Below are 19268 nucleotides of genomic sequence, written 5' to 3'. Positions count from 1 at the left end.
TGGCGACGGGCAATGGCTTTGACCGATGTGGAGGTCTTGCAGGCCTCTTTGGCGACCTGCAGTTTGAAACGTGCGTCATATCTGTTCATGTATCCCTCGGGGTTGGATCTGACGTCCAACTCCCGGGGGTCACTTCAAGGACGGGTTTACGGCGTCTCCCGCAACCGGACCCACCCCGCCATCCCTCAGGAAACCAGCTTCTGCTGTTGCTGTTGCTGTCGCTGTTGCTCTGGATCGTAGCGGGTGCAGGGCGCAGCCCTGCCAAACCCCTACCCCCTGGCCATCGCCTGCCACCACTGCGACAACAGCTCCGGCCTGCGCAGGCGCTCGCGCCACCAGCGCAGTGCGGCGCCATCCTCTCCGGTGCGCCAGGCCAGCCAGAAGGTCTCTTCCGGCTTGTGTTCCTCCACCTCGCGGATCACCAGCTGGCCGCGCGCCACCGCAGCGCGTGCGCACGGCTCGGGCAGGAAGCCGAATCCCACGCCTTCGCACTGCAACTTCAATTTGCTGGCCATGTCCGGCACCGTCAGCATCTCCTGCCCCATCAACAAGCCGACCGTGCGCGGCAGCAGCCTGCGCGCGGAATCAGAGACCGCGATCGCGCAGTGCTCGACCAGCTGCTCGCGACCCAGCACACCCGGCACTGCGGCCAACGGATGACCGGGCGCGACCGCGAACACGAACTCCACCGTGCCCAGCGGCTCGACCACGTAACCACCGCCACTGGGGCCCTCACCCGGCGCGCCGACCAGCAGGTCGGCACGGCGGTCCAGCAGGGCCTCCCAGGTGCCGGACAGGGCCTCGCCGATCAATCGCAGCCGGGTCGGTGCCTCGGCCTCGCGAAACGCGGCGATATCCGGGCCGAGCAGCCAGGTCGGGAACACCGAATCCACCGCCAGCGTCAGTTCGGTCTCCCAGCCCGACGCCACCCGGCGCACCCGCAGTTCCAGCTCGCGGGCGGCGCGCAGCAGGTGCCGGCCTTCGTCCAGCAGCGCGCGGCCAGCCTCGGTCGGCTCGGCGCGCGGACCGACCCGGTCGAACAGCTGAACGCCCAAGTCCTCCTCCAGCTTGGCCACGGTGTAGGAGATGGTCGAGGGCACCTTGTGCAGGGCTTTGCCGGCGCCGGCAAAGGAGCCGCGGCGGTCGATGGCATCCAGGATCTGCAGGGCATCGAGGCTGAGCTTGAGCATTCGAATTTTTCGATGATGGCTGTCAAAACTATCCGTTTTTCAAACCCAAGGCGCAAGCGGATACTTCTCTCCAACGGGGAAACACAGCGGCTACCAGCCCACCCCGCCCCATCGAAACCATCGAACAAGGAGATTCCATCATGCTGCAGATCCGCAAGAGCGCTACCCGTGGCCTGGCCGAGCATGGCTGGCTGTCCTCGCGCCATACCTTCTCCTTCGCCAACTACTACGACCCGCGCTACGTCAGCTTCGGCCCGCTGCGGGTGATCAACGAAGACAAGGTGATCGGCGGCCAGGGCTTCGGCACCCACGGCCACAGCAACATGGAAATCATCTCCTACGTGCTGGGCGGTGCGCTGGAACACAAGGACTCGATGGGCACCGGCTCAGTGCTGCGCTACGGCGACGTGCAGCGCATGAGCGCCGGCAGCGGCGTCACCCACAGCGAGTTCAACCACTCGGCCGACGAGACCGTGCACTTCCTGCAGATCTGGATCTTCCCGGACACCGAGAACATCACGCCGTCGTACGAGGAGACCCACTTCGCCCCGGAAACCAAGCGCGGCCAGCTGCGCCTGATCGCCTCGCCGGACGGTGCCGATGGTTCGCTGCGCATCCACCAGGATGCCCGCATCTTCGCCACCATCCTCGATGGCGGCCTGAAGCTGCACCATGCGCTTGGCAACGGTCGTGGCGCCTATGTGCAGGTGGCCCGTGGGCAGCTGCAGGTCAACGGCATCACCCTGGAAGCCGGTGATGCGCTGCAGGTCAGCGACGAAGCCCAGCTGACGCTGGAAAACGGCAACGATGCCGAAGTGCTGGTGTTCGACCTGCCGCTGTAACCACATCGCCCGCGATGCTGCAGAGCATCGCGGGCGCATCTGCGTCAGAACCTGTAATTCAAGCTCAACCGCACGTTGCGCGGCTCACCCCAGGTGTAGGTGCTGTACCAGTTGAAGATCGTGTAGTAACGCTTGTCGAGCAGGTTGTTGACGTTGACCGTGGCCGACAGGCGATCGTTGAACTGGTAGCGCGCCATCGCATCAAGCAACCAGTACGGCTGCGTGCGATGCACCACCTTGGCCCGCGTGGCCGGGTTGGTGATCTCGCCGAAAGTCGAATCCTGCCAGCGTGCGCCACCACCCAGCGTCAGCCCCTGCCAAGCGCCACGCAGGCGGTAGCGGGTGTGCAGGCTGAACTGGCTCTCCGGTTCCAGCGTGGTCACCTTGGTGCCCGCCTGGCGGGCGATCTTGTGGGAGAACCCACCCTGCACCTGCCAGCCCTCGGCCAGCTGACCCGACATTTCAAGCTCGTAACCCTTGGTGCGCACGCCCATCAAGGCGCGGTAGGCATCCTGGCCATCCGGTGTCTTGCCACCGGTGGGCTGGGCGAAGTTGTCCTGATCAAGCTGGAACAGCGCCGCACTGGCATTGAGGCGCCCATCGAAGAACTCAGCCTTCAGGCCAACCTCGTAGCTGCGGCCCTCCAGTGGATCCAGTGCCTTGCCCTGCTCGTCACGCTCGCCCTGCGGCTTGAAGATGGTGCTGTAGCTGGCATACACCGAGTAATGCTCGCCGAGGTCGTAGACCACGCCGGCATAGGGCACATGGACGCCGGTCTCGCGCGTGTCCGGCGAGCGGTAACTGGCCAGGCGGCTGCCGACGATCAGCTTCAACGGATCGGCCACGTCGAAGCGGCCAACCACGTACAGCCCATTCTCGCGGGTCACTTCATTGTTGTCATAGGTGCGCTGCCACTGCGGTTCGGCAATGTCGCCATTCCAGCTTCTGTAGTCCGGCACGGTATCCGGGAACCCCGCCTGCGGGCCGTAGCCGGTATTGGTCCAGCGCTTGCGCGAGGCACTGCCACCGACCACCAGCTCATGCTCTCGCCCGAACAGACCGAAATGCCCGCTCACATAGAAGTCGGCGGCATTGCTGACGGTCTTGCCGACGTACTTGCCGAGCCACAGGCTGACGCCCTCGCCGGTCAACGGATCAGGATTGCCGGCGGCGGCACCGGCCAGTGCGGCGTCATAGCCGTTGACCTGGTGGTTGAGCTGCAGTTTGGCGATCCAATCGTTGGCGAACGTGTGCTCCAACGTGGTGAAACCGGTACGCACGTACTGGCGCCAGCCGGCCCATTGCGCACCATTGTTGAACGAGCGCGGCATGCGGTTGAAGTTGCCGGCGCTGTCCAGCAGCGGAATGCCGCCCCACGTCGACCCCTTCGGGTCGCTGTCCATCACGTCGCCACCAACCGACAGCAGCGTGCGTTCGCCCAGATCGGCTTCCAGCACGGCATAGCCGACCTTGCTGGTGCGCTGGTAGTTGTCCAGGTTGGAGTGCTTGTCTTCCCAAGCCCCCACGGCACGGCCACGCACGCGGCCATCGGCAGTCAGCGGACCACCGACATCGAGCTCGGCGCGGTAGTCGTCCCAGCGGCCGACACCCAGTGAGGCGCTGCCGGCGAAGTCCTTGCCCGGCTTCTTGCGCACCAGATTGATGGTCGCACCCGGATCGCCCATGCCGGTCAACAGGCCGGTCGCGCCCTTGAGCACCTCGATGCGGTCGTAGATGGCGGTATCGCTGAGCGTGTTGCCGGCGGAGTACGCCGAATTGCGCGACATCGGAATGCCGTCGTACTGGAAGTTCTGGATCGCGAAGCCGCGCGCGTAGTACTCGGTGCGTTCGCTGTCGTAGGTGACGATGCTGACGCCGGGGGTCACCCGCATCACGTCATCGATGCCGTGCAGGCCGAAGTCATCCATCTGGGCGCGGGTGATCACGCTGATGGTCTGCGGGGTCTGCCGTGGCGTCAGCACCAGGCGGGTCGCGGTGGCAATAGTGCCGGGCGTATAGGCGCCGCTGCCCTCGGTGATGGTACCGAGCAGGTTGGCCGTGACCTGCACGGTCTGCAGGGTCTGTGATGCAGGCGCCTGCGAATCCTTGGCTGGATCCGTACTGGACTGCGCAACAGCAATACCGCTGCTGCCCAGAGCAGCGATCAGCAAACCCCGGGCCAGCGCCTGCGGCAACGCGCGGCGACGCGGCAAGGGGGACGGCGTAGGGACAACAGGCACAGACAGCACGGCAGGACCTCCACGATAGGGTGGGATCCTCTGGCGGCGGCTGGAGGGAAGAGAGGGACGCGGCCGGACAGCCGCGGCGCAGGAGTGTACTCCCCTGCGCCGCGGCTGTCGCGCGGAGTGCTGGCGCGGGATCAGCCGCCGATGGCGGCGCAGGCCTCCAGGATCAGCGCGGTCACTTCCTTCGGCTGCGAAGCCAGCGAGGCATGGCTGGCATCCAGCTCCAGCAGGCGCTTGGGCTGCATCCTTGCGGCCATGGCCTTCTGGTTTTCCGGCGCGATCATGCGGTCCTGGCGGGACAGCTGGTACCAGCTCGGCATGTGCTTCCACGCCGGGTCGCTGACCGCATCACCGAAGGTGCTGGCCAGCGGTGCCTTCTGGGTAACGGCCATCACCCGGCCTTCGTCCTCGCTCAGATCCTGGCAGAAGCTCTCATGGAACTTGTCCGCACGCAGCCACAGGTAGCCATCACTGTCAGGTGTCAGGTTCGGCGCCGCCTCCGGCAGGTGCTGCTGGGTGATGCCACCGGGACTCTCGCCGGCATCAGGCGCGAACGCGGCGATGTAGACCAGGCCCTTCACGTTGGGCTCGTTACCGGCCTGGCTGATCACCGCGCCGCCATAGGAGTGGCCGACCAGCAGCACCGGCCCGTCAATCTGCCGGATCATTTTCCGGGTGCGCCCTGCGTCGTCGGCCAGCGAGGTCAGTGGCAGTTCCACCGCCTGCACACGGTCGTGGCCGTTGCGATGCAGTTCCAGGATCACCTTGGCCCAGTGTGCGGCCCCGCCCCAGAAGCCGTGGACGAGGAGGATGGTCGGTGTCGTGCTCATGTACAGGTCTCCGGCAGCGGCCGGCGGAATGCAGACCGTGCAGCCACTGTCCGCGCGTGGCGTTAATCGCTGGTGACGCAATCGGGTCACTGCAATCGTATGCGTCGCCCGATGTCGCGCATGGCACTTGCCGAGCCGACCTGAAAACGTTTCCATAAACGTCCCTTGGAGCTTCGCATCGCGCATGACGCCTTCATCCCCACGTGCCCAGCAGCACGCCACCCGCGCCGCCTTCTTCATTCCCGGATTCGCCACCGCCGCGTGGGCGCCCATGGTGCCCTACGCCAAGGCCAAGGCCGGACTGTCCGACGCCAGCCTCGGCGCCGTGCTGCTGTGCCTCGGGCTCGGCTCACTGCTGGCGATGCCGTTGGCGGGTGCGCTGACCGGGCGACTGGGCTGCCGCCGGGTGATGGTGATCACCTGCGCGATGATGCTGTGCGCCCTGCCCCTGCTGGTGCTGGCGCCTTCGCCGGTGGCACTGGGCGCGGCGCTGTTCGTGTTCGGCGCCGGCGTCGGTGCGCTGGATTGTGCGATGAACATGCAGGCGGTCGCGGTCGAGCGCGACGCCGGGCGCGCGATGATGTCCGGCTTCCACGCCTTCTACAGCATCGGTGGCTTCGTCGGCGCCGGCTGCATGACCGGCCTGCTGATCCTGGGTACACCGCTGTGGCTGGCCGCGCTGGTTTCGGTGGCGGCACTGCTGCTGGTCGCGGTGCTGTCGGCGCCGCACTGGCGCCCGCAACGGATCCTGCACGAAGGCCCACTGCTGGCGCTGCCGCACGGCGTGGTGCTGTTCATCGGCGTGCTGGCCTTCGTGGTGTTCCTCGCCGAAGGCTCGATGCTGGACTGGAGCGCGGTGTTCCTGGCCGAAGTGCGGCAAGTGCCGCGTGACCAGGCCGGCGCCGGCTTCGCGCTGTTCACCCTGGCGATGACCGCGATGCGCCTGTTCGGCGACGGCATCGTCGAGCGCCTCGGCCGCACCCGCACCCTGGTCTTCGGCGGCATCACCGCCGCAGCAGGCTTCACCCTGGCCACGCTGGTGCCCTCGTTCCCGGTGGCGCTGGCGGGGTATGTACTGGTCGGGCTGGGCTGCGCCAACATCGTGCCGGCACTGTTCTCGATGGCCGGCCAGCAGCGGGTGATGCCGGAGAGCATCGCCATCACCGCAGTCACCACGCTGGGTTACGCCGGCATCCTTGCCGGTCCGGCAGCGATCGGTGCACTGGCACACGGCACCAGCCTCGGCTTCGCCTTCCTGTGCGTGGCCGCGCTGCTGCTGGGCGTCGCGGCGTCTGCCCGCTCGCTGGCACGACGGGTGGCCTGACAGAAAAAGGGGACGGAGGGGATTAAGTCGTTTATGGCCCAGCTGTGCGGGAAACGACTTAATCCCCTCCGTCCCCTTTTTTCAGCGGTGGGCCAGCCACTCGGCCTGGGCCGGCAGCTGTGGGGCCGGGCAGGCGCTCTTCGGGTGGTGTTCGTCGCGCGCCATCCAGTCATCGACCACGCCGGCCAGCAGGTCCAGCCGCAGCGGCAGGGTGATGTGGTCCTCGCCGCGCATCTCGATGTAATGCGCGCGCGGATTGGCCTGGGCCAGTTCGCGGCCCTGGCTGACCGGAATGTGCTGGTCGCCCTGGCCGTGCAGCAGCAGCACGCAGGCGTGGGTATCGGCCAGCGCGCGCGCTACATCCACGCGGTCCAGATCGACGTCGATACGGCGGCTGGCGGCGGCGATCACCTGGTTGATGTCCTGGCCGCCGTAGCGCCAGCGCGCGTACGACGCCATCGCCTGCGCCTTCAGGCCTTCCGGCTGCAGTCCCATCAGGTGTGGAATCATCGTGCGGATCGCCACACCGGCATTGGCGAACGATTCCATCGCCACCACCCCTTCCACCTGGTCGCCGAGCTTGTCGGCGGTGAATACCGCTGTGGCGGCGCCATAGGACACGCCGAACAGGTACAGCGGGCCGGTGACTTCACCACGCGCGCGCAGCTCGCCGATCACATCCACCACATCGTCGGATTCATAGGTGCCATAGCCCGACGGCCCGGTACCGGACTGTCCATGGTTGCGCAGGTCGAGCGTGACCACGCGGTAGCCGGATTCGGCCAACTGCAACGACCACGGCAGCATCGAATCACCGTTCATCATCCAGCCGTGCAGCAGCACCACGGTACCGCGCGGTGCCTGCGCGCGGAACGGCTGCGGTACTGCCAGGCTCAGGCCGGTATCCAGCGGCAGGCCGTTCTCGTGGCGCTGCGGCAGGTAGTGGTAACGCGCGCCGTAATCGCCAGGATCGAACACACGCCAGAAGATCGGCACGCCATCGCGGCCCGGCGCGAAGCCGTGGCGATTGGGCAGTTCGGCAATGGCCGCGGCAATGCGCGGACGATCGAGCAGGGTCGATACGCCACCCGGCGCGATCAGCCGATCGGCAAGCGAGGTGGACGAGGCATTGATCGAGGACGAGCATGCAGCCAGCCACAGGCCGGCGCACGCCAGCAACCACAGCAGGCGCTTCATGGGCAATCGGGGAAAAGGCGCGACAGCGTGGCAGGTTAGCGACGCGCGCGTGGGCCATCTATCGCGCATGGATGACGGCTTGATGACAACGCAGGAACGATTCAGCTTGGTGTACAAGCTGTATCTGTTCAGTCATTGATCCGGATCAATGAACGCGCGCGCGGGATTGCCCACAGTGCCGCCATGCGCACCTCGTTCAAGCTCGCCATTGCCCTGGCCGCCACGCTGGCCGCCGCCTACGGCGTCGCCCGCACCACGCCCTACTGGTTCGCACCGCGACAGGCCGCGCAGGTCGACATCCACGATCCGGCATTGATCGCGCAGGGACAATACCTGTCGCGCGCGGCCGACTGCGCGGCCTGCCACACCGCGCCCGGCGGCAAGCCGTTCGCCGGTGGCCTCGGCATGCAGACGCCGATGGGCACGATCTACTCGACCAACATCACGCCCGATCCGGACACCGGCATTGGCGCCTACGACTACGCCGACTTCGAGCGCGCGGTACGTCGCGGCATCCGCCACGATGGGCAGCCGTTGTATCCGGCCATGCCGTACGCCTCGTACGTGATCGCCAGCGACGCCGAGATCAAGGCGCTGTACGCCTACTTCATGGGCTCGGTGCAACCGGTGAAGCAGGACAACGCCGACAGCACGATCCCGTGGCCGGCCAATATGCGCTGGCCACTGGCCTGGTGGCAGCTGCTGTTCGCACGCCCGCGCACGTTCAACCCGGATCCGTCGCTGGATGCCAGCCAGCAGCGCGGCGCCGAACTGGTGGAAGGCCTGGCCCACTGCGGTGCCTGCCACACGCCACGCGGGTTGGCGTTCCAGGAAAAGGCGATGGCCGATGATGGCAGCCGCCAGTTCCTGTCCGGCTCGGTGCTGGAAGGCTGGTATGCGAAGAACCTGCGCAATGAATCGACCGGCCTGGCCAGCTGGAGCGAGGGCGAGATCGTCGACTTCCTGCGTACCGGCCGCACCGATCGATCGGCGGCGTTCGGCGGCATGGCCGACGTGGTCGAGCACAGCACGCAGTACCTGTCCGACGCCGACCTGCTGGCGATGGCCCGCTACCTGAAGCAGCTGCCCGCCCGCGAAGGACGCAGCGCACAGTGGTCGCCCGGTACCGACACCACCACCGCCGCACTGCGCAGCGGCGACTACCGCGTGGCCGGTTCGCTGGCCTATGCCGAGCACTGCCAGGCCTGCCACCGCGCCGACGGGCGCGGCATGCCGCGCGTCTATCCAGCCTTGGCCGGCAACTCGATCGTGTTCGCCGATGACCCCAGCTCGCTGGTGCAGGTGACCCTGATCGGCGGCCGCACGCCGCATACCCCGCATGACCGCATGGCCTTCACCATGCCGGGCTTCGAGCAGCTGCCGAACGCGCAGCTGGCACAGATCCTGACCTTCATCCGCAGCAGCTGGGGCAACCAGGCCAGTGCCGTGAGCGAGGTCGACGTGGCGCGCATGCGCCGGGTGGTGCGCGACAAGCCGGTGCACTACGTTCCGCAGGAGGCCGCACGATGAAACGTTCGCGCACGCGTTCCCGCCTGCTGATCGGCAGTGCGATCACCCTCGTGCTGCTGGCCGGCGCCGGTACCCTCGCTTACCGTCATCTGTACCCGGACCTGGATGCCGCCGTGGCCAGCACGATCGATATCCTCGATGCGCAGGGCAAGGTGGTCGGCCACTACCATGCGCCCAGCGCCGAAGAAATCGCCGGGCTCGGCAATGCCGAATCGGTGATGCTCGGCCGCCGTATCCTCAACGAGACCGCACGGCTGCTGCCGGACAATGTCGGCAACGATCTGAACTGCAACTCGTGCCACATGGCCGAGGGCAAGCGGCCTTTCGGCAATCACTACTTCAATACCGGCGGCGGCGCCTATCCGCGCTACATGCCGCGTCCGGGCAAGGTGATCGGGCTGACCGAGCGCATCAACGGCTGCCTGCAGCGTTCGATGAACGGCAAGCCGCTGCCGAAGGACTCGCCGCAGATGCGCGCGATGCTCGATTACATGACGTGGTTGAGCAGTCCTGTGCCAGAAGGTGCAAAGGTAGCCGCCCCCAGTGAGGGACCGATCGACAGCACGCTGACCCCGGACCCGGTCCGCGGCCAGGCGCTGTACGCCGTGCAGTGCGCCGCCTGCCATGGCGACAACGGCGAAGGACGGCGCGACGACAGCGGTGACATCGCCTTCCCGCCGCTATGGGGCGACCACAGCTTCAACATCGGCGCCGGCATGGCGCGCCTGTACAAGGCCGCCGGCTTCGTCAAGCACAACATGCCACCGGCGGTGACCCGCGAGCCCCCGCTTGGGCAGCAGATGATGCCCGACCAGGATGCGGTGGACATCGCCAGCTACTTCATCAACCAGCCGCGCCCGGACTTCGCCAACAAGGCCAAGGACTGGCCACGCGACCCGAAACCCAAGGACGCGCGGTACTGACAGGCAGGCGGCCGGGGGCGTCGGCCGTCACACAACACGGTTCCTGCATCTCTACGTCATGTCGATGTCATTGGTGCTGTCGACACTCGGGGGCTTCTCTCCCCCCAAGGTCCGGTATCGATGCGAACGATTGCGCGCTTTCCCCGTGTTTCGCTGCTTGCCCTGCTGATCGCCCCCACCCTGGACGCCCTCGCAGAAGCACCGCAGGGCGATACGGGCGAAGCGCGCAGCAGCGATGCGCGTACCCTCGACCAGGTACAGGTGATCGGCCAGGCCACCAGCTATGCGAAGACTTCGGTGCGTGCGGAAACGCTGAACCGGCAGACCGTGATGAGCAGCGTCAACGACGCGCTCAACGAGGTACCTGGCGTGGTGGTCAGCGAAGCCGATGCCACCGGCTCGTCGGTGTGGGGTACGCAGATCAGCATGCGTGGCTTCGTCACCAACCGCGACACCCAGCAGATCGGCACCACCATCGACGGCCTGCCCAACGGCGGCTCCGGCTACGGCGGCGGCTCGCTGGCCAACCGCTACATCGACACCCTCGACCTGGAGACGGTGGAAGTCAGCCAAGGCACCGCTGACATCTCCTCGCGCTCGAACGAAGCACTGGGCGGCACGCTCAACTTCCTCACCAGCGATCCGCTGCAGGACAGCCGCCTGCGCTTCGTGGTCGGCGCCGGTGACAACGATGCGCGCAAGTACTACGTGCGCTACGACACCGGCCTGCTCGGCGGCCACACCCGCGCGTGGATCAGCGCCTCCTCGTCGAAGGTGCACGACTGGATCGACGGCACCGGCCACGCCAGCAACGACCACATCGCCGGCAAGTTCATCACCGAACTGGATCGCTGGACCCTGACCGGCTACCTGTCCTACAACGATGCCGACGAGCCGGAATACACCAGCGTCTCACCGAAGGGCTTTGCCACCAATCCGGATCGCGACAACCTGGTCGGCACCCTCACCGGCATTCCGTATCTGGACCAGAACTACCGTTCCGGCTCGCGTGCACTGCGCGAGAACACCTTTGGTTACCTGCGTGCGGCCTTCGACGGCGGCAACGGGTTCAAGGCCTCGGTGGCCGCCTACGGGCACCGCATGCAAGGTCGTGGCGACTGGCTGCCACCCTACCTGGCGCAGGTCAGCGATGAGGGTGCGGGCCGCCCCGAATCGGAATATCTCGGTGGCAAGACCGTGTACGGCGGCAGCAACCGTGGCCAGATCTTCTTCGTCAATCCCGATGGCAGCGCCGCGCAGCGCCTGGCCAGCTGCACCCCGCGCCTGGGCTTCACCGCCGAGTACGATCCGAACTGCTACGCGGGCAACGTGCTGGGCGCGCAGTCCTACCGCCACACCCACTACGACAACGACCGCATGGGCGTGACCGCCGACGTCGAATGGCGGCAGACCTTCGGTGCGATCGACAACACGATCCGCGGCGGCCTGTGGGTGGAGAAGCTGGACCGTTCGGCACGCCGTGACTGGCACCGCCTGCTCAATGTCGGCCAGGACATCGCCTTCGACCACCAGCCGTACTGGGTGCAGTTCGAGGACAAGTACAAGGTTGACGAGCAGATGTACTACGTCGAGGACGTGGCCCGCTTCGGGCCGTTCAGTGCCCGCCTGGGCGTGAAGCAGTTCTTCGTCGACCAGTCGCGCCGCCGCGTGATCGGTGCCAGCGAGCACGTCAAATCCGATTCCAGGTCCGATCCGCTGCTGTCCACCGGCTTCACCTGGGCACCGGGCGTGGAAGGCATGGAGCTGTTCGCCGGCTTCTCGCAGAATTTCGCCGCCATTCCTTCAGGCGTACTTGGCGAGACCGACCCGCAGCGCTTCCGCAATGTCGAACCGGAGACCGCCGACAACATCGAAGTGGGCATGCGCATCAGCCGCTGGCCGCTGACCGCCTCGGTGACCCTGTACAACATCAAGTTCGACAACCGCATCGTCTACCTGCCGGCGGGCTTCGTCAGCGGCATCGACTACCTGGGCGAGACCGACGGCGTCTACGAGAACTTCGGTGGCGTGGAAAGCAACGGCCTGGAAGCGGCGTTCGGCTATGGGTGGGACAATGGCTGGCGGATCAACGCGGCCTACACCTACAACCGCTCCAAATACCTGGGCAGTGGCAATGCCGCACGCGATACGCAGCTCGGCATCGTCGACGGTGCCAAGGTGATCGGCCAGCCGGAGAACACCCTGGTGCTGTCGGCCGACTGGCAGGGCGCCAACTGGAACTTCGGCCTCTCCGGACGGTACCTGGGCACGCGCTACCTTGATGCCGCCAACGTCAACAAGCTGCCCTCGGCCACCGTGTTCAACGCCAACATCGGCTTCGACCTGCAGGGCCTGTCGCCGCGCCTGAAGGGCATGGGTGCCAACCTGGTGGTGAGCAACCTCACCGATAAGCGGTATCTTGCGGGGGTGGACGGCCGCGACAACGCCTTCATCGGCGCCCCGCGCACCGTCGGCATCTCCTTCCGCGTGGACCTGTGAGTGAGCCCGTGACCGATATCGGCCGACGCCGGTTGTTGCAGGCCGGCGTTGCCGCCGGCCTTTCTCCGCTGCTGCCCAGCATCGCCCGGGCCGCAGCGATCGCCCCCGCCGCGCAGACGCGCAGCCTCGAAGACCTGCAGCACATCGTGGTGTTCATGCAGGAGAACCGTTCGTTCGACCACTACTTCGGCACGCTGCCGGGCGTACGTGGTTTCGGTGACCGCTTCGTGGCCCCGGCCCCCGCGCTGCAGGCCGGTGGCCGCGCGCGCAACCTGTGGCTGCAGCCCGATGCCAGTGGCACGCGGGCGATCGCACCGTTCCCGCTGGATACCGCCGCGCACTTCGGCTACATGCGGGTGGAAGGCACGCCGCACACCTGGCCCGATGCGCAGCGCGCCTGGGACCACGGCCGCATGGGGCACTGGCCGAAGGCCAAGCAGAACCACTCCATGGGCTACTTCCAGCGCAGCGACATGCCGTTCCAGTTCGCGCTGGCCGATGCGTTCACGATCTGCGACGCCTACCACTGCGCGATGCAGGCCGGCACCAACCCGAACCGGGTGTTCCTGTGGACCGGCCACAACGATGCACAGGCCCGCGCCGGCGGCCCGTTGATCGCCAACTCGCATGACAACTTCCCCGAACACGGCGGGCATCCGGCGTCATACCGCTGGACCAGCTATGTCGAGCGCCTGCAGAAGGCCGGCGTGTCCTGGCAGATCTACCAGGACATGGCGGACAACTTCACCGACAACCCGCTGGCCGGCTTCGAGGCGTTCCGTCGGGCGTACAGTGCTGCACCCGGGCATGACCCGCAACTGCGCGCACGCGGGGTCAGCACCCGTGGCCTGCCACAGCTACGCCAGGACGTACTCGACGGGCGCCTGCCGCAGGTCAGCTTCATCATCGCCGACGCGGCCGGCAGCGAGCACCCCGGACCCTCCAGTCCGGCGCAGGGCGCGGCCTATACCGCGCGCGTGCTGGATGCGCTGACTGCCGATCCGGAAGTCTGGAGCCGCACCGCCCTGCTGCTGATGTTCGATGAGAACGACGGCTTCTTCGACCACATGCCGCCACCGGCACCGCCTTCGCCGGTGGATGGCGGCTGGGCGGGTGCGTCCTCGGTCAGTACCGAGGGCGAATACCACCGCCATCCCGCACCGGGCGACGAGAAGTACGATGCCGCCGAACTGCGCGGCCGCCCGTATGGACTGGGCCCGCGCGTGCCGCTGTATGTGATCTCGCCGTGGAGTCGGGGTGGCTGGGTCGACTCGCAGGTCTACGACCACACCTCGGTCATTCGACTGATCGAACGCCGCTTTGGCGTGCCCGCACCGGATATCTCGCCGTGGCGCCGCGCGGTCTGCGGCGACCTCAGCAACGCCTTCGACTTCGCCCAGCGCGATACCCGCCCGTTCGTACGCGGCCTGCCCGACGTGAGCGCGGTGGCCGCACGCGCCGCTGCGTTGCCAGGGCGAACCGTGCCGGCGCTGCCGGAGGGGCTGAAACCAGGGAAGCAGGAAGTCGGCATACGCCCGGCGCGCGCCCTGCCCTATCGGCCGCAGGCATCGATGGTTGCGGTGGACGCCTCGGGCGTGGATCTGGCGCTATCCTGCGAAGGCGCGGCGGCAGTGCTGCATGTCTACGACCGGCTGCGGCTGGATGCGGTGCCGCGCCGCTACACGCTGCTCCCGGGCATGGCGCTGCGCGAGCGCTGGCCGCTTGATGCCCAGGGCCGCTATGACCTGTGGCTGCTGGGCCCGAACGGCTTCCACCGCCACTTCCAGGGGGCGGCCAAGGATCCTGCGCTGCAGGCTTCAATTGATCGCACGGATGGCCAACTGCGGCTGCGGCTGCGCAACCTGGGTGACGGCGCGCAGCAGGTGCGTGTGCAGCCTGGTGCCTATGCCGGGCACATGCCCGATCAGGCGCTGGTACTACCCGCACACGCAGAAACCGCGTTGGCGTGGGACGCAACGCCCACGGCGGGCTGGTATGACCTGCAGATCGGCGCGGGCGAGAGCATGCTGCGCCTGGCCGGTCGCGCCGAGGATGGGCGCCCCGGCACGAGTGACCCGGCGATGGGCAGCGAACCACTGCGGTTCGAGCAGGATTGAAGGATCTCTGTAGAGCGGTAGATTCAGGCCTCCTGCAGCCCCGGCCGGCCGTGCTCCACCGCATAGCGCTTCCAGCTCTGCACCGCGCCATTCGGCTGCATCACGGTATCCAGCGTCTTCATGTCGCCGATCCACGCATCGCGGGTGACATCGCACAGCACATAGCCACGCTTGTCGGTGGTCGCCTTCAGATAGGGGCTGTGCGCAAGCTGGTTCCTGGCATACGCGTCCACACCCTGGCCATCGGCGCCGGAGGTGATCGACGTGGCGAGGAACTCGCTGGAGATCACGCCCGAGTCACGGTGGTCCTGCACCAGATCGCTGGCATAGTGGCGATGCGCGTCGCCGCAGGCGGTCACCACGTTGCCGAAGCCCACCTTCTCGATGTGGTCGAGCAGGCGCCGGCGGCTGTCCAGATAGCCCGACCACTGGTCGTCGGACGACTGCACCACCCCGTCCTTCTCGCGCATGTAGTTCCCCAGCGCCACCTGGTGGGCGATGGTGTGCCAGCGCGGTGCGGCATCGGCCAGGCCGTCGAACAGCCAGCGCTCCTGCTTCGCCCCCACAATGCTGCGCTCCGGCGATTCCACCTCCTCACGCAGGGCCATGTTCACCTGCTTGCTGCGGTACTGGCGGGTGTCGAGCAGGTGCAGGTCCATCAGCGTGCCGTAGCGTGCACGTCGGTACATCTGCATGTGGCCATCGCGCGGGAATGCCGAACGGCGCAGTGGCATGTTCTCGTAGTAGGCCTGGAACGCCTGTGCGCGGCGCAGCAGGAATACTTCGCTGGGCGTGTCATCCTGGTCTTCGGCGCCGGCCCAGTTGTTGTCCACTTCATGGTCGTCAAAGGTGACGAACCACGGTGCCGCCGCATGCGCGGCCTGCAGGTCGGCATCGCTCTTGTACTGGGCGTAGCGGCGGCGGTAATCATCCAGCGTGTAGATCTGCGGGCCGACGTGGTTGCGCAGGTTGGTGAACGGCTGGCCGTTCATCTTCCGCAGACCCGGCTGGCTTTCGCCTTCGTAGATGTAGTCACCATAGTGGAAGACGAAATCAAGCGGTTCTTCGGCAATGCGCCGCCACGCAGTGTAGTGGCCTTCTTCGTAGTGCTGGCAACCGGCCACCGCAAAGCGCACGCGATCCACCGCGGCCGTGGCTGCGGGCAGCGTGCGGGTGCAACCAACCGCACTGGCGTGGCCACCGACGCTGAAGCGGTACCAGTAGGGCCGTCCGGGCGCCAACCCGTCCAGCTCCACGTGCACGGCGTGGCCGAGTTCGGGATGCGCCATCGCCGCCCCCTGGCGTACCACCCTGCGCATGCCTTCGTCTGCGGCCAGTTGCCACTCGACCAGCATCGGCCGGGTCGGCATGCCGCCGCCGAACACCAGCGGTTCGGTCGCCAGGCGCGTCCACAGCACCATGCCATCGGCCGAGGGATCACCCGAGGCCACGCCCAGGGTGAAGGGTGTGCTGGCAAAGCGCGGCTTGGCCAGCAGGTTGCGCGGGTTCAGCGCGGTGGCATCGGCCTGCGCGGCCAGCGCGTGTGCTGTGCCCATCCAGGCACCGGCAGCGGACAGGCCGGCCAGGGCCAGGAATCGCCTGCGATTGATCGTCTCCACGGCTGTGCCCTCAGTTGTAGATGATGTGGAAGTAGAAGAAGCGGCCGTAGTCGTCGATCTCGGTACGGAAGCGCCCGTTCGGGCCGGTGCTGTAGGTCGGCTGGGTGTTGAACAGGTTCTTGGCCTCGTACTTCAGCGTCACGTGCTTGCTGACCTTGTGGCTGAAGCCCATGTTGAAGGTCATGTACGGGTCGTAGTACGAATCCAGCCACTGGGTGTCGCCGAAGTCGACCAGCATCCGGCTGCGGTAGGTGCCGGACAGGCGCAGCTGCGCGCTCTTCCACGGCATGCGCCAGATCACCGAACCGTTGAGCGACCAGTCCGGCTGGTACAGCAGCCGGTCCAGGCGGCGCTCGGTGCCATCACTGATGCGGTAGTTGGTCTGGCCTTCCAGCCGCGTGGCGTTGAAGTACATGTCGAAGTGCTGGCGGCCCCACTGCAGGTTGCGGTTGGCCACCGCGAACTCGACACCGCGCAGCTTGGACTCATCGGTGTTCATCGGCTGGGTCACCCGGTAGCGGGTATCACCCACGTCCTCGAAGGTGGTCAGGGTGTAGATGTCGTCCTTGATCACCTTGTCGAACAGCGCCACCGAGACCAGGCCGTTGTTGCCGTTGAAATACAGGTCCCACGCCAGGTCGATGTTGGTGGAACGGCGCGGCTGCAGGTCGGCATTGCCCTGCTTGATGCTGCAGAAGCCCCTGCCCTCCTCGTCATCGCCACAGCTGGTGCTGGTGGCCTGGGCGATGTTGCTCGGCGTCGGCCGGCCCAGCGTGCGGCTGGCGGAGAAGCGCAGGCGCTGGTCCTCGGTGAGCTTGAAGGTTGCGTTCAACGAGGGCAGCAGATTGTTGTAGCCACCGCTCGTGTTGCGGAACGCAGAGGTATAGGTAGTGCCGCCATCATCGCTGAACGGACTGTAGGCATCGAAGCGGGTGTGGTCGTAGCGCAGGCCGCCGATCAGCAGCAGCCGGTCCCAGGCGTAGTGCGCGGACACATAGGCATTGGTGATGTCCTCCACGTACTTGTAGTCACTGGTGAAGTTGGCATTCGGATACGCCGCATTGTTGTTGCCCAGTTTCGGCAGCAGTTGCTCGTTCCACTTGCGGTTGTCGATCAGCGGGAAGCCCGGCACGCTGCCCAGCAGCGTCGAACCCGGATACAGGTAGTCGTTGAGCGTGGCACTGCTCTTGAAATAGTCGAAGTCGATGTCCTGCCAGATCTTCAGGTGGCGGTACTCGGCGCCGGCGGCCAGGCCGAAACCTCTCGCATCGGCGTCGATGTTGTAGCTGAAGTCGGCGCGCAGGTTGTCGATGCTCTCCTTGGCATCGCGCGGGGAGACGTAGGCCTGCGCCGGATTGAGCTTGAATGCGGAACTGGTCAGCAGGCTGGAATCGGAAACGGCCACCGCGTTGGGGAATCCGTGGCTGTCGTTCTCGTAGTCGACGAACAGATTGCTTGGATAGGCGCGCACGCCCCAGTAGACCTGGCTGTTGTGGAAGGTCTCTTCGGTATGGCCACCGCGCAGGGTCAGCCGCGAACGGTCACCCATGTCCCAGTTGAAGCTGGCGATGGCGCCACGGTTGCTGCGGTCCCAGCGGTCGTGGCGGTTCTTGATGTAGATGCTGTTGATCTGGGTGGTGCCGCTGTCTTCGGTCTGGTTGCGGACCGGAAACTTGGCGTTGCCGTACAGATCCGTCTTGTTCATCGTCGAGTTCTCGTAGAACCGGTACGAATACAGCAGCAACGATGCGTAGAACGGATCATCCGAGGGCTTCCACTCAAGCTTGGCGGAGCCACCGAAGTTGGTGATGAAGTTGGTATAGGTGCCAGTGCTGAAGTTGCCAGGCGCACGCAGCCCGTTCCAGCCCTTGGCCTGGTCCGGACCCGTGGTACCGTCGGTGAGGTATTTGCCAGCGCCGTTGTAGTAGTAGTTCGACTCCACCCAGCGCTTGACGCTGTTGCGCGAACGCTGCTCGTAGCGTGCCACCGCAACGATGCCGAACTCCTGGTCGACACCAAACTGGTTGGAGAACACCATCTTGGCGCTCTTGCCGAAGTGACCCAGGGTCTCGTGGTTGCCGCCAGCGCTGCGCTCGACGTTGGTCTCGGCGGTGGAATAGATGCCTGCCACATCGGCAAACACGTACTTGCCTGACCGGTCGAAGGCACTGCGGCTGATGATGTCGATCACGCCGCCGATCGCATCCGGTGCCTGCTCGGCACTGAAGCTCTTGTAGATGTCGGTACGGGTGCCGATGTCGCTGGGAATCAGCTGCAGGTTGTTCATGCGCTCGCCGGAGCCACTGCCCCCCACGCTGGCAATCGCGATGCCATCGATGGTGGTGTAGTTGAGGTTGGCCTGCACGCCGCGCACGGTCACGTAACGTGGCTCGCCGGCATCCTCCACCGCACTCAGCCCTGGAGCGGCCATCAGGCTCTCTGCCAGGGTCTCGTCGCCGTAGCTGTCCATCTCGTCATACACCACCGAATCCTTGATCACCGGCGACGACTTCTTCTGGTCGATGACCTCATGTGCGGCAATCACCTTCACCGTGTCCAGGGTCGGCGCCACCATTGCCTCGGCCTCGCGCGGCTTCGGCGCGGCCGGCTTCGGTTGGTTGCGAGCTGGCGCCGGATCGATGGCGATGACATTGCCATCCACCACGGTGTACCCCAGGCCGGTACCGGCCAGCAGCGCGTCCAGCGCCTGCCTGACGGTGGCACCGCGCGGCACCGCACCGGCCATGCGGGCATCACCGCCGGCCGAGTACAGGAACTGCACCCCGGAACCGCGCGACAGCTGCTCCAGCGCACGCGCCAACGGCTGCGCCGCGATCGGCGTGGATACACGCGCCTCCAGGCCATCGGCACCGGCGGCGAAGGCCAGCGGCACGCTGCAGGGGGACAGGGCGAGGATGATCGACAGGTAGAGCGTGTTGCGCATCACGGGT

General features: G+C 66.4%; 12 protein-coding genes. 6 read left to right on the top strand and 6 right to left on the bottom strand.

Annotation, left to right across the window (positions count from 1 at the left end):
• Positions 1-269: 269 nt before the first annotated feature.
• A complete protein-coding gene (locus tag AC5P5R_RS21090) occupies positions 270-1190 on the bottom strand; it encodes a LysR family transcriptional regulator (RefSeq protein ID WP_005409044.1) in 921 nt (306 codons plus the stop codon).
• Between the two features lie 140 nt (positions 1191-1330).
• On the opposite strand from AC5P5R_RS21090, the gene AC5P5R_RS21085 reads away from it, so the two are divergent.
• Positions 1331-2032, top strand: a complete 702-nt coding sequence (locus tag AC5P5R_RS21085) for a pirin family protein (protein ID WP_100438077.1) — start codon at positions 1331-1333, stop codon at positions 2030-2032.
• A 44-nt stretch (positions 2033-2076) separates the two neighbouring features.
• Here AC5P5R_RS21085 and AC5P5R_RS21080 read toward each other — a convergent pair whose 3' ends face one another.
• Both AC5P5R_RS21080 and AC5P5R_RS21075 read right to left on the bottom strand, forming a co-directional pair.
• Positions 2077-4281: a TonB-dependent siderophore receptor gene (locus AC5P5R_RS21080; RefSeq protein WP_100438076.1), complete on the bottom strand. Its 2205-nt coding sequence runs from the start codon at positions 4279-4281 to the stop codon at positions 2077-2079.
• Between the two features lie 131 nt (positions 4282-4412).
• The gene (locus AC5P5R_RS21075; RefSeq protein WP_164281757.1) at positions 4413-5108 is read right to left on the bottom strand and encodes an alpha/beta hydrolase; all 696 of its coding nucleotides are present in this window, start codon (positions 5106-5108) and stop codon (positions 4413-4415) included.
• 184 nt (positions 5109-5292) lie between these two features.
• Between AC5P5R_RS21075 and AC5P5R_RS21070 the strand changes: the two genes are divergently transcribed.
• The gene (locus tag AC5P5R_RS21070) at positions 5293-6432 is read left to right on the top strand and encodes an MFS transporter (RefSeq protein ID WP_099485100.1); all 1140 of its coding nucleotides are present in this window, start codon (positions 5293-5295) and stop codon (positions 6430-6432) included.
• 81 nt (positions 6433-6513) lie between these two features.
• Here AC5P5R_RS21070 and AC5P5R_RS21065 read toward each other — a convergent pair whose 3' ends face one another.
• Entirely contained in the window at positions 6514-7629 is a 1116-nt protein-coding gene (locus AC5P5R_RS21065) for an alpha/beta fold hydrolase (RefSeq protein ID WP_099485099.1), read from the bottom strand.
• A 183-nt stretch (positions 7630-7812) separates the two neighbouring features.
• Between AC5P5R_RS21065 and AC5P5R_RS21060 the strand changes: the two genes are divergently transcribed.
• The 4 genes from AC5P5R_RS21060 (at position 7813) to AC5P5R_RS21045 (ending at position 14698) form a co-directional block, all read left to right on the top strand.
• Positions 7813-9159 carry a c-type cytochrome gene (locus AC5P5R_RS21060; RefSeq protein WP_012479748.1) on the top strand — a complete coding sequence of 449 codons (1347 nt, stop codon included), beginning with the start codon at positions 7813-7815 and terminating at the stop codon, positions 9157-9159.
• Complete coding sequence (locus AC5P5R_RS21055) at positions 9156-10082, top strand: c-type cytochrome (RefSeq protein ID WP_100438075.1); 927 nt, start codon at positions 9156-9158, stop codon at positions 10080-10082. The genes AC5P5R_RS21060 and AC5P5R_RS21055 overlap by 4 nt, the downstream gene beginning before the upstream one ends.
• A 120-nt stretch (positions 10083-10202) precedes the next feature.
• Positions 10203-12581, top strand: a complete 2379-nt coding sequence (locus tag AC5P5R_RS21050; RefSeq protein WP_012479746.1) for a TonB-dependent receptor — start codon at positions 10203-10205, stop codon at positions 12579-12581.
• An 8-nt stretch (positions 12582-12589) separates the two neighbouring features.
• Entirely contained in the window at positions 12590-14698 is a 2109-nt protein-coding gene (locus AC5P5R_RS21045) for a phosphocholine-specific phospholipase C (protein ID WP_495226440.1), read from the top strand.
• Positions 14699-14721: 23 nt separating this feature from the next.
• Here AC5P5R_RS21045 and AC5P5R_RS21040 read toward each other — a convergent pair whose 3' ends face one another.
• Both AC5P5R_RS21040 and AC5P5R_RS21035 read right to left on the bottom strand, forming a co-directional pair.
• Positions 14722-16317, bottom strand: coding sequence for an alkaline phosphatase D family protein (locus tag AC5P5R_RS21040; protein ID WP_043035007.1), 1596 nt, complete (start codon positions 16315-16317; stop codon positions 14722-14724).
• Positions 16318-16327: 10 nt separating this feature from the next.
• On the bottom strand, positions 16328-19261 hold the full coding sequence (locus tag AC5P5R_RS21035) for a TonB-dependent receptor (protein ID WP_099472919.1): 2934 nt from the start codon (positions 19259-19261) through the stop codon (positions 16328-16330).
• Positions 19262-19268 lie beyond the last annotated feature (7 nt).

It is taken from the genome of Stenotrophomonas sp. YJH_SMC_19, assembly GCF_059367915.1.
The sequence above is the reverse complement of the archived record's forward strand: the minus strand, read 5'-3'. Positions and strand labels throughout refer to the sequence as shown.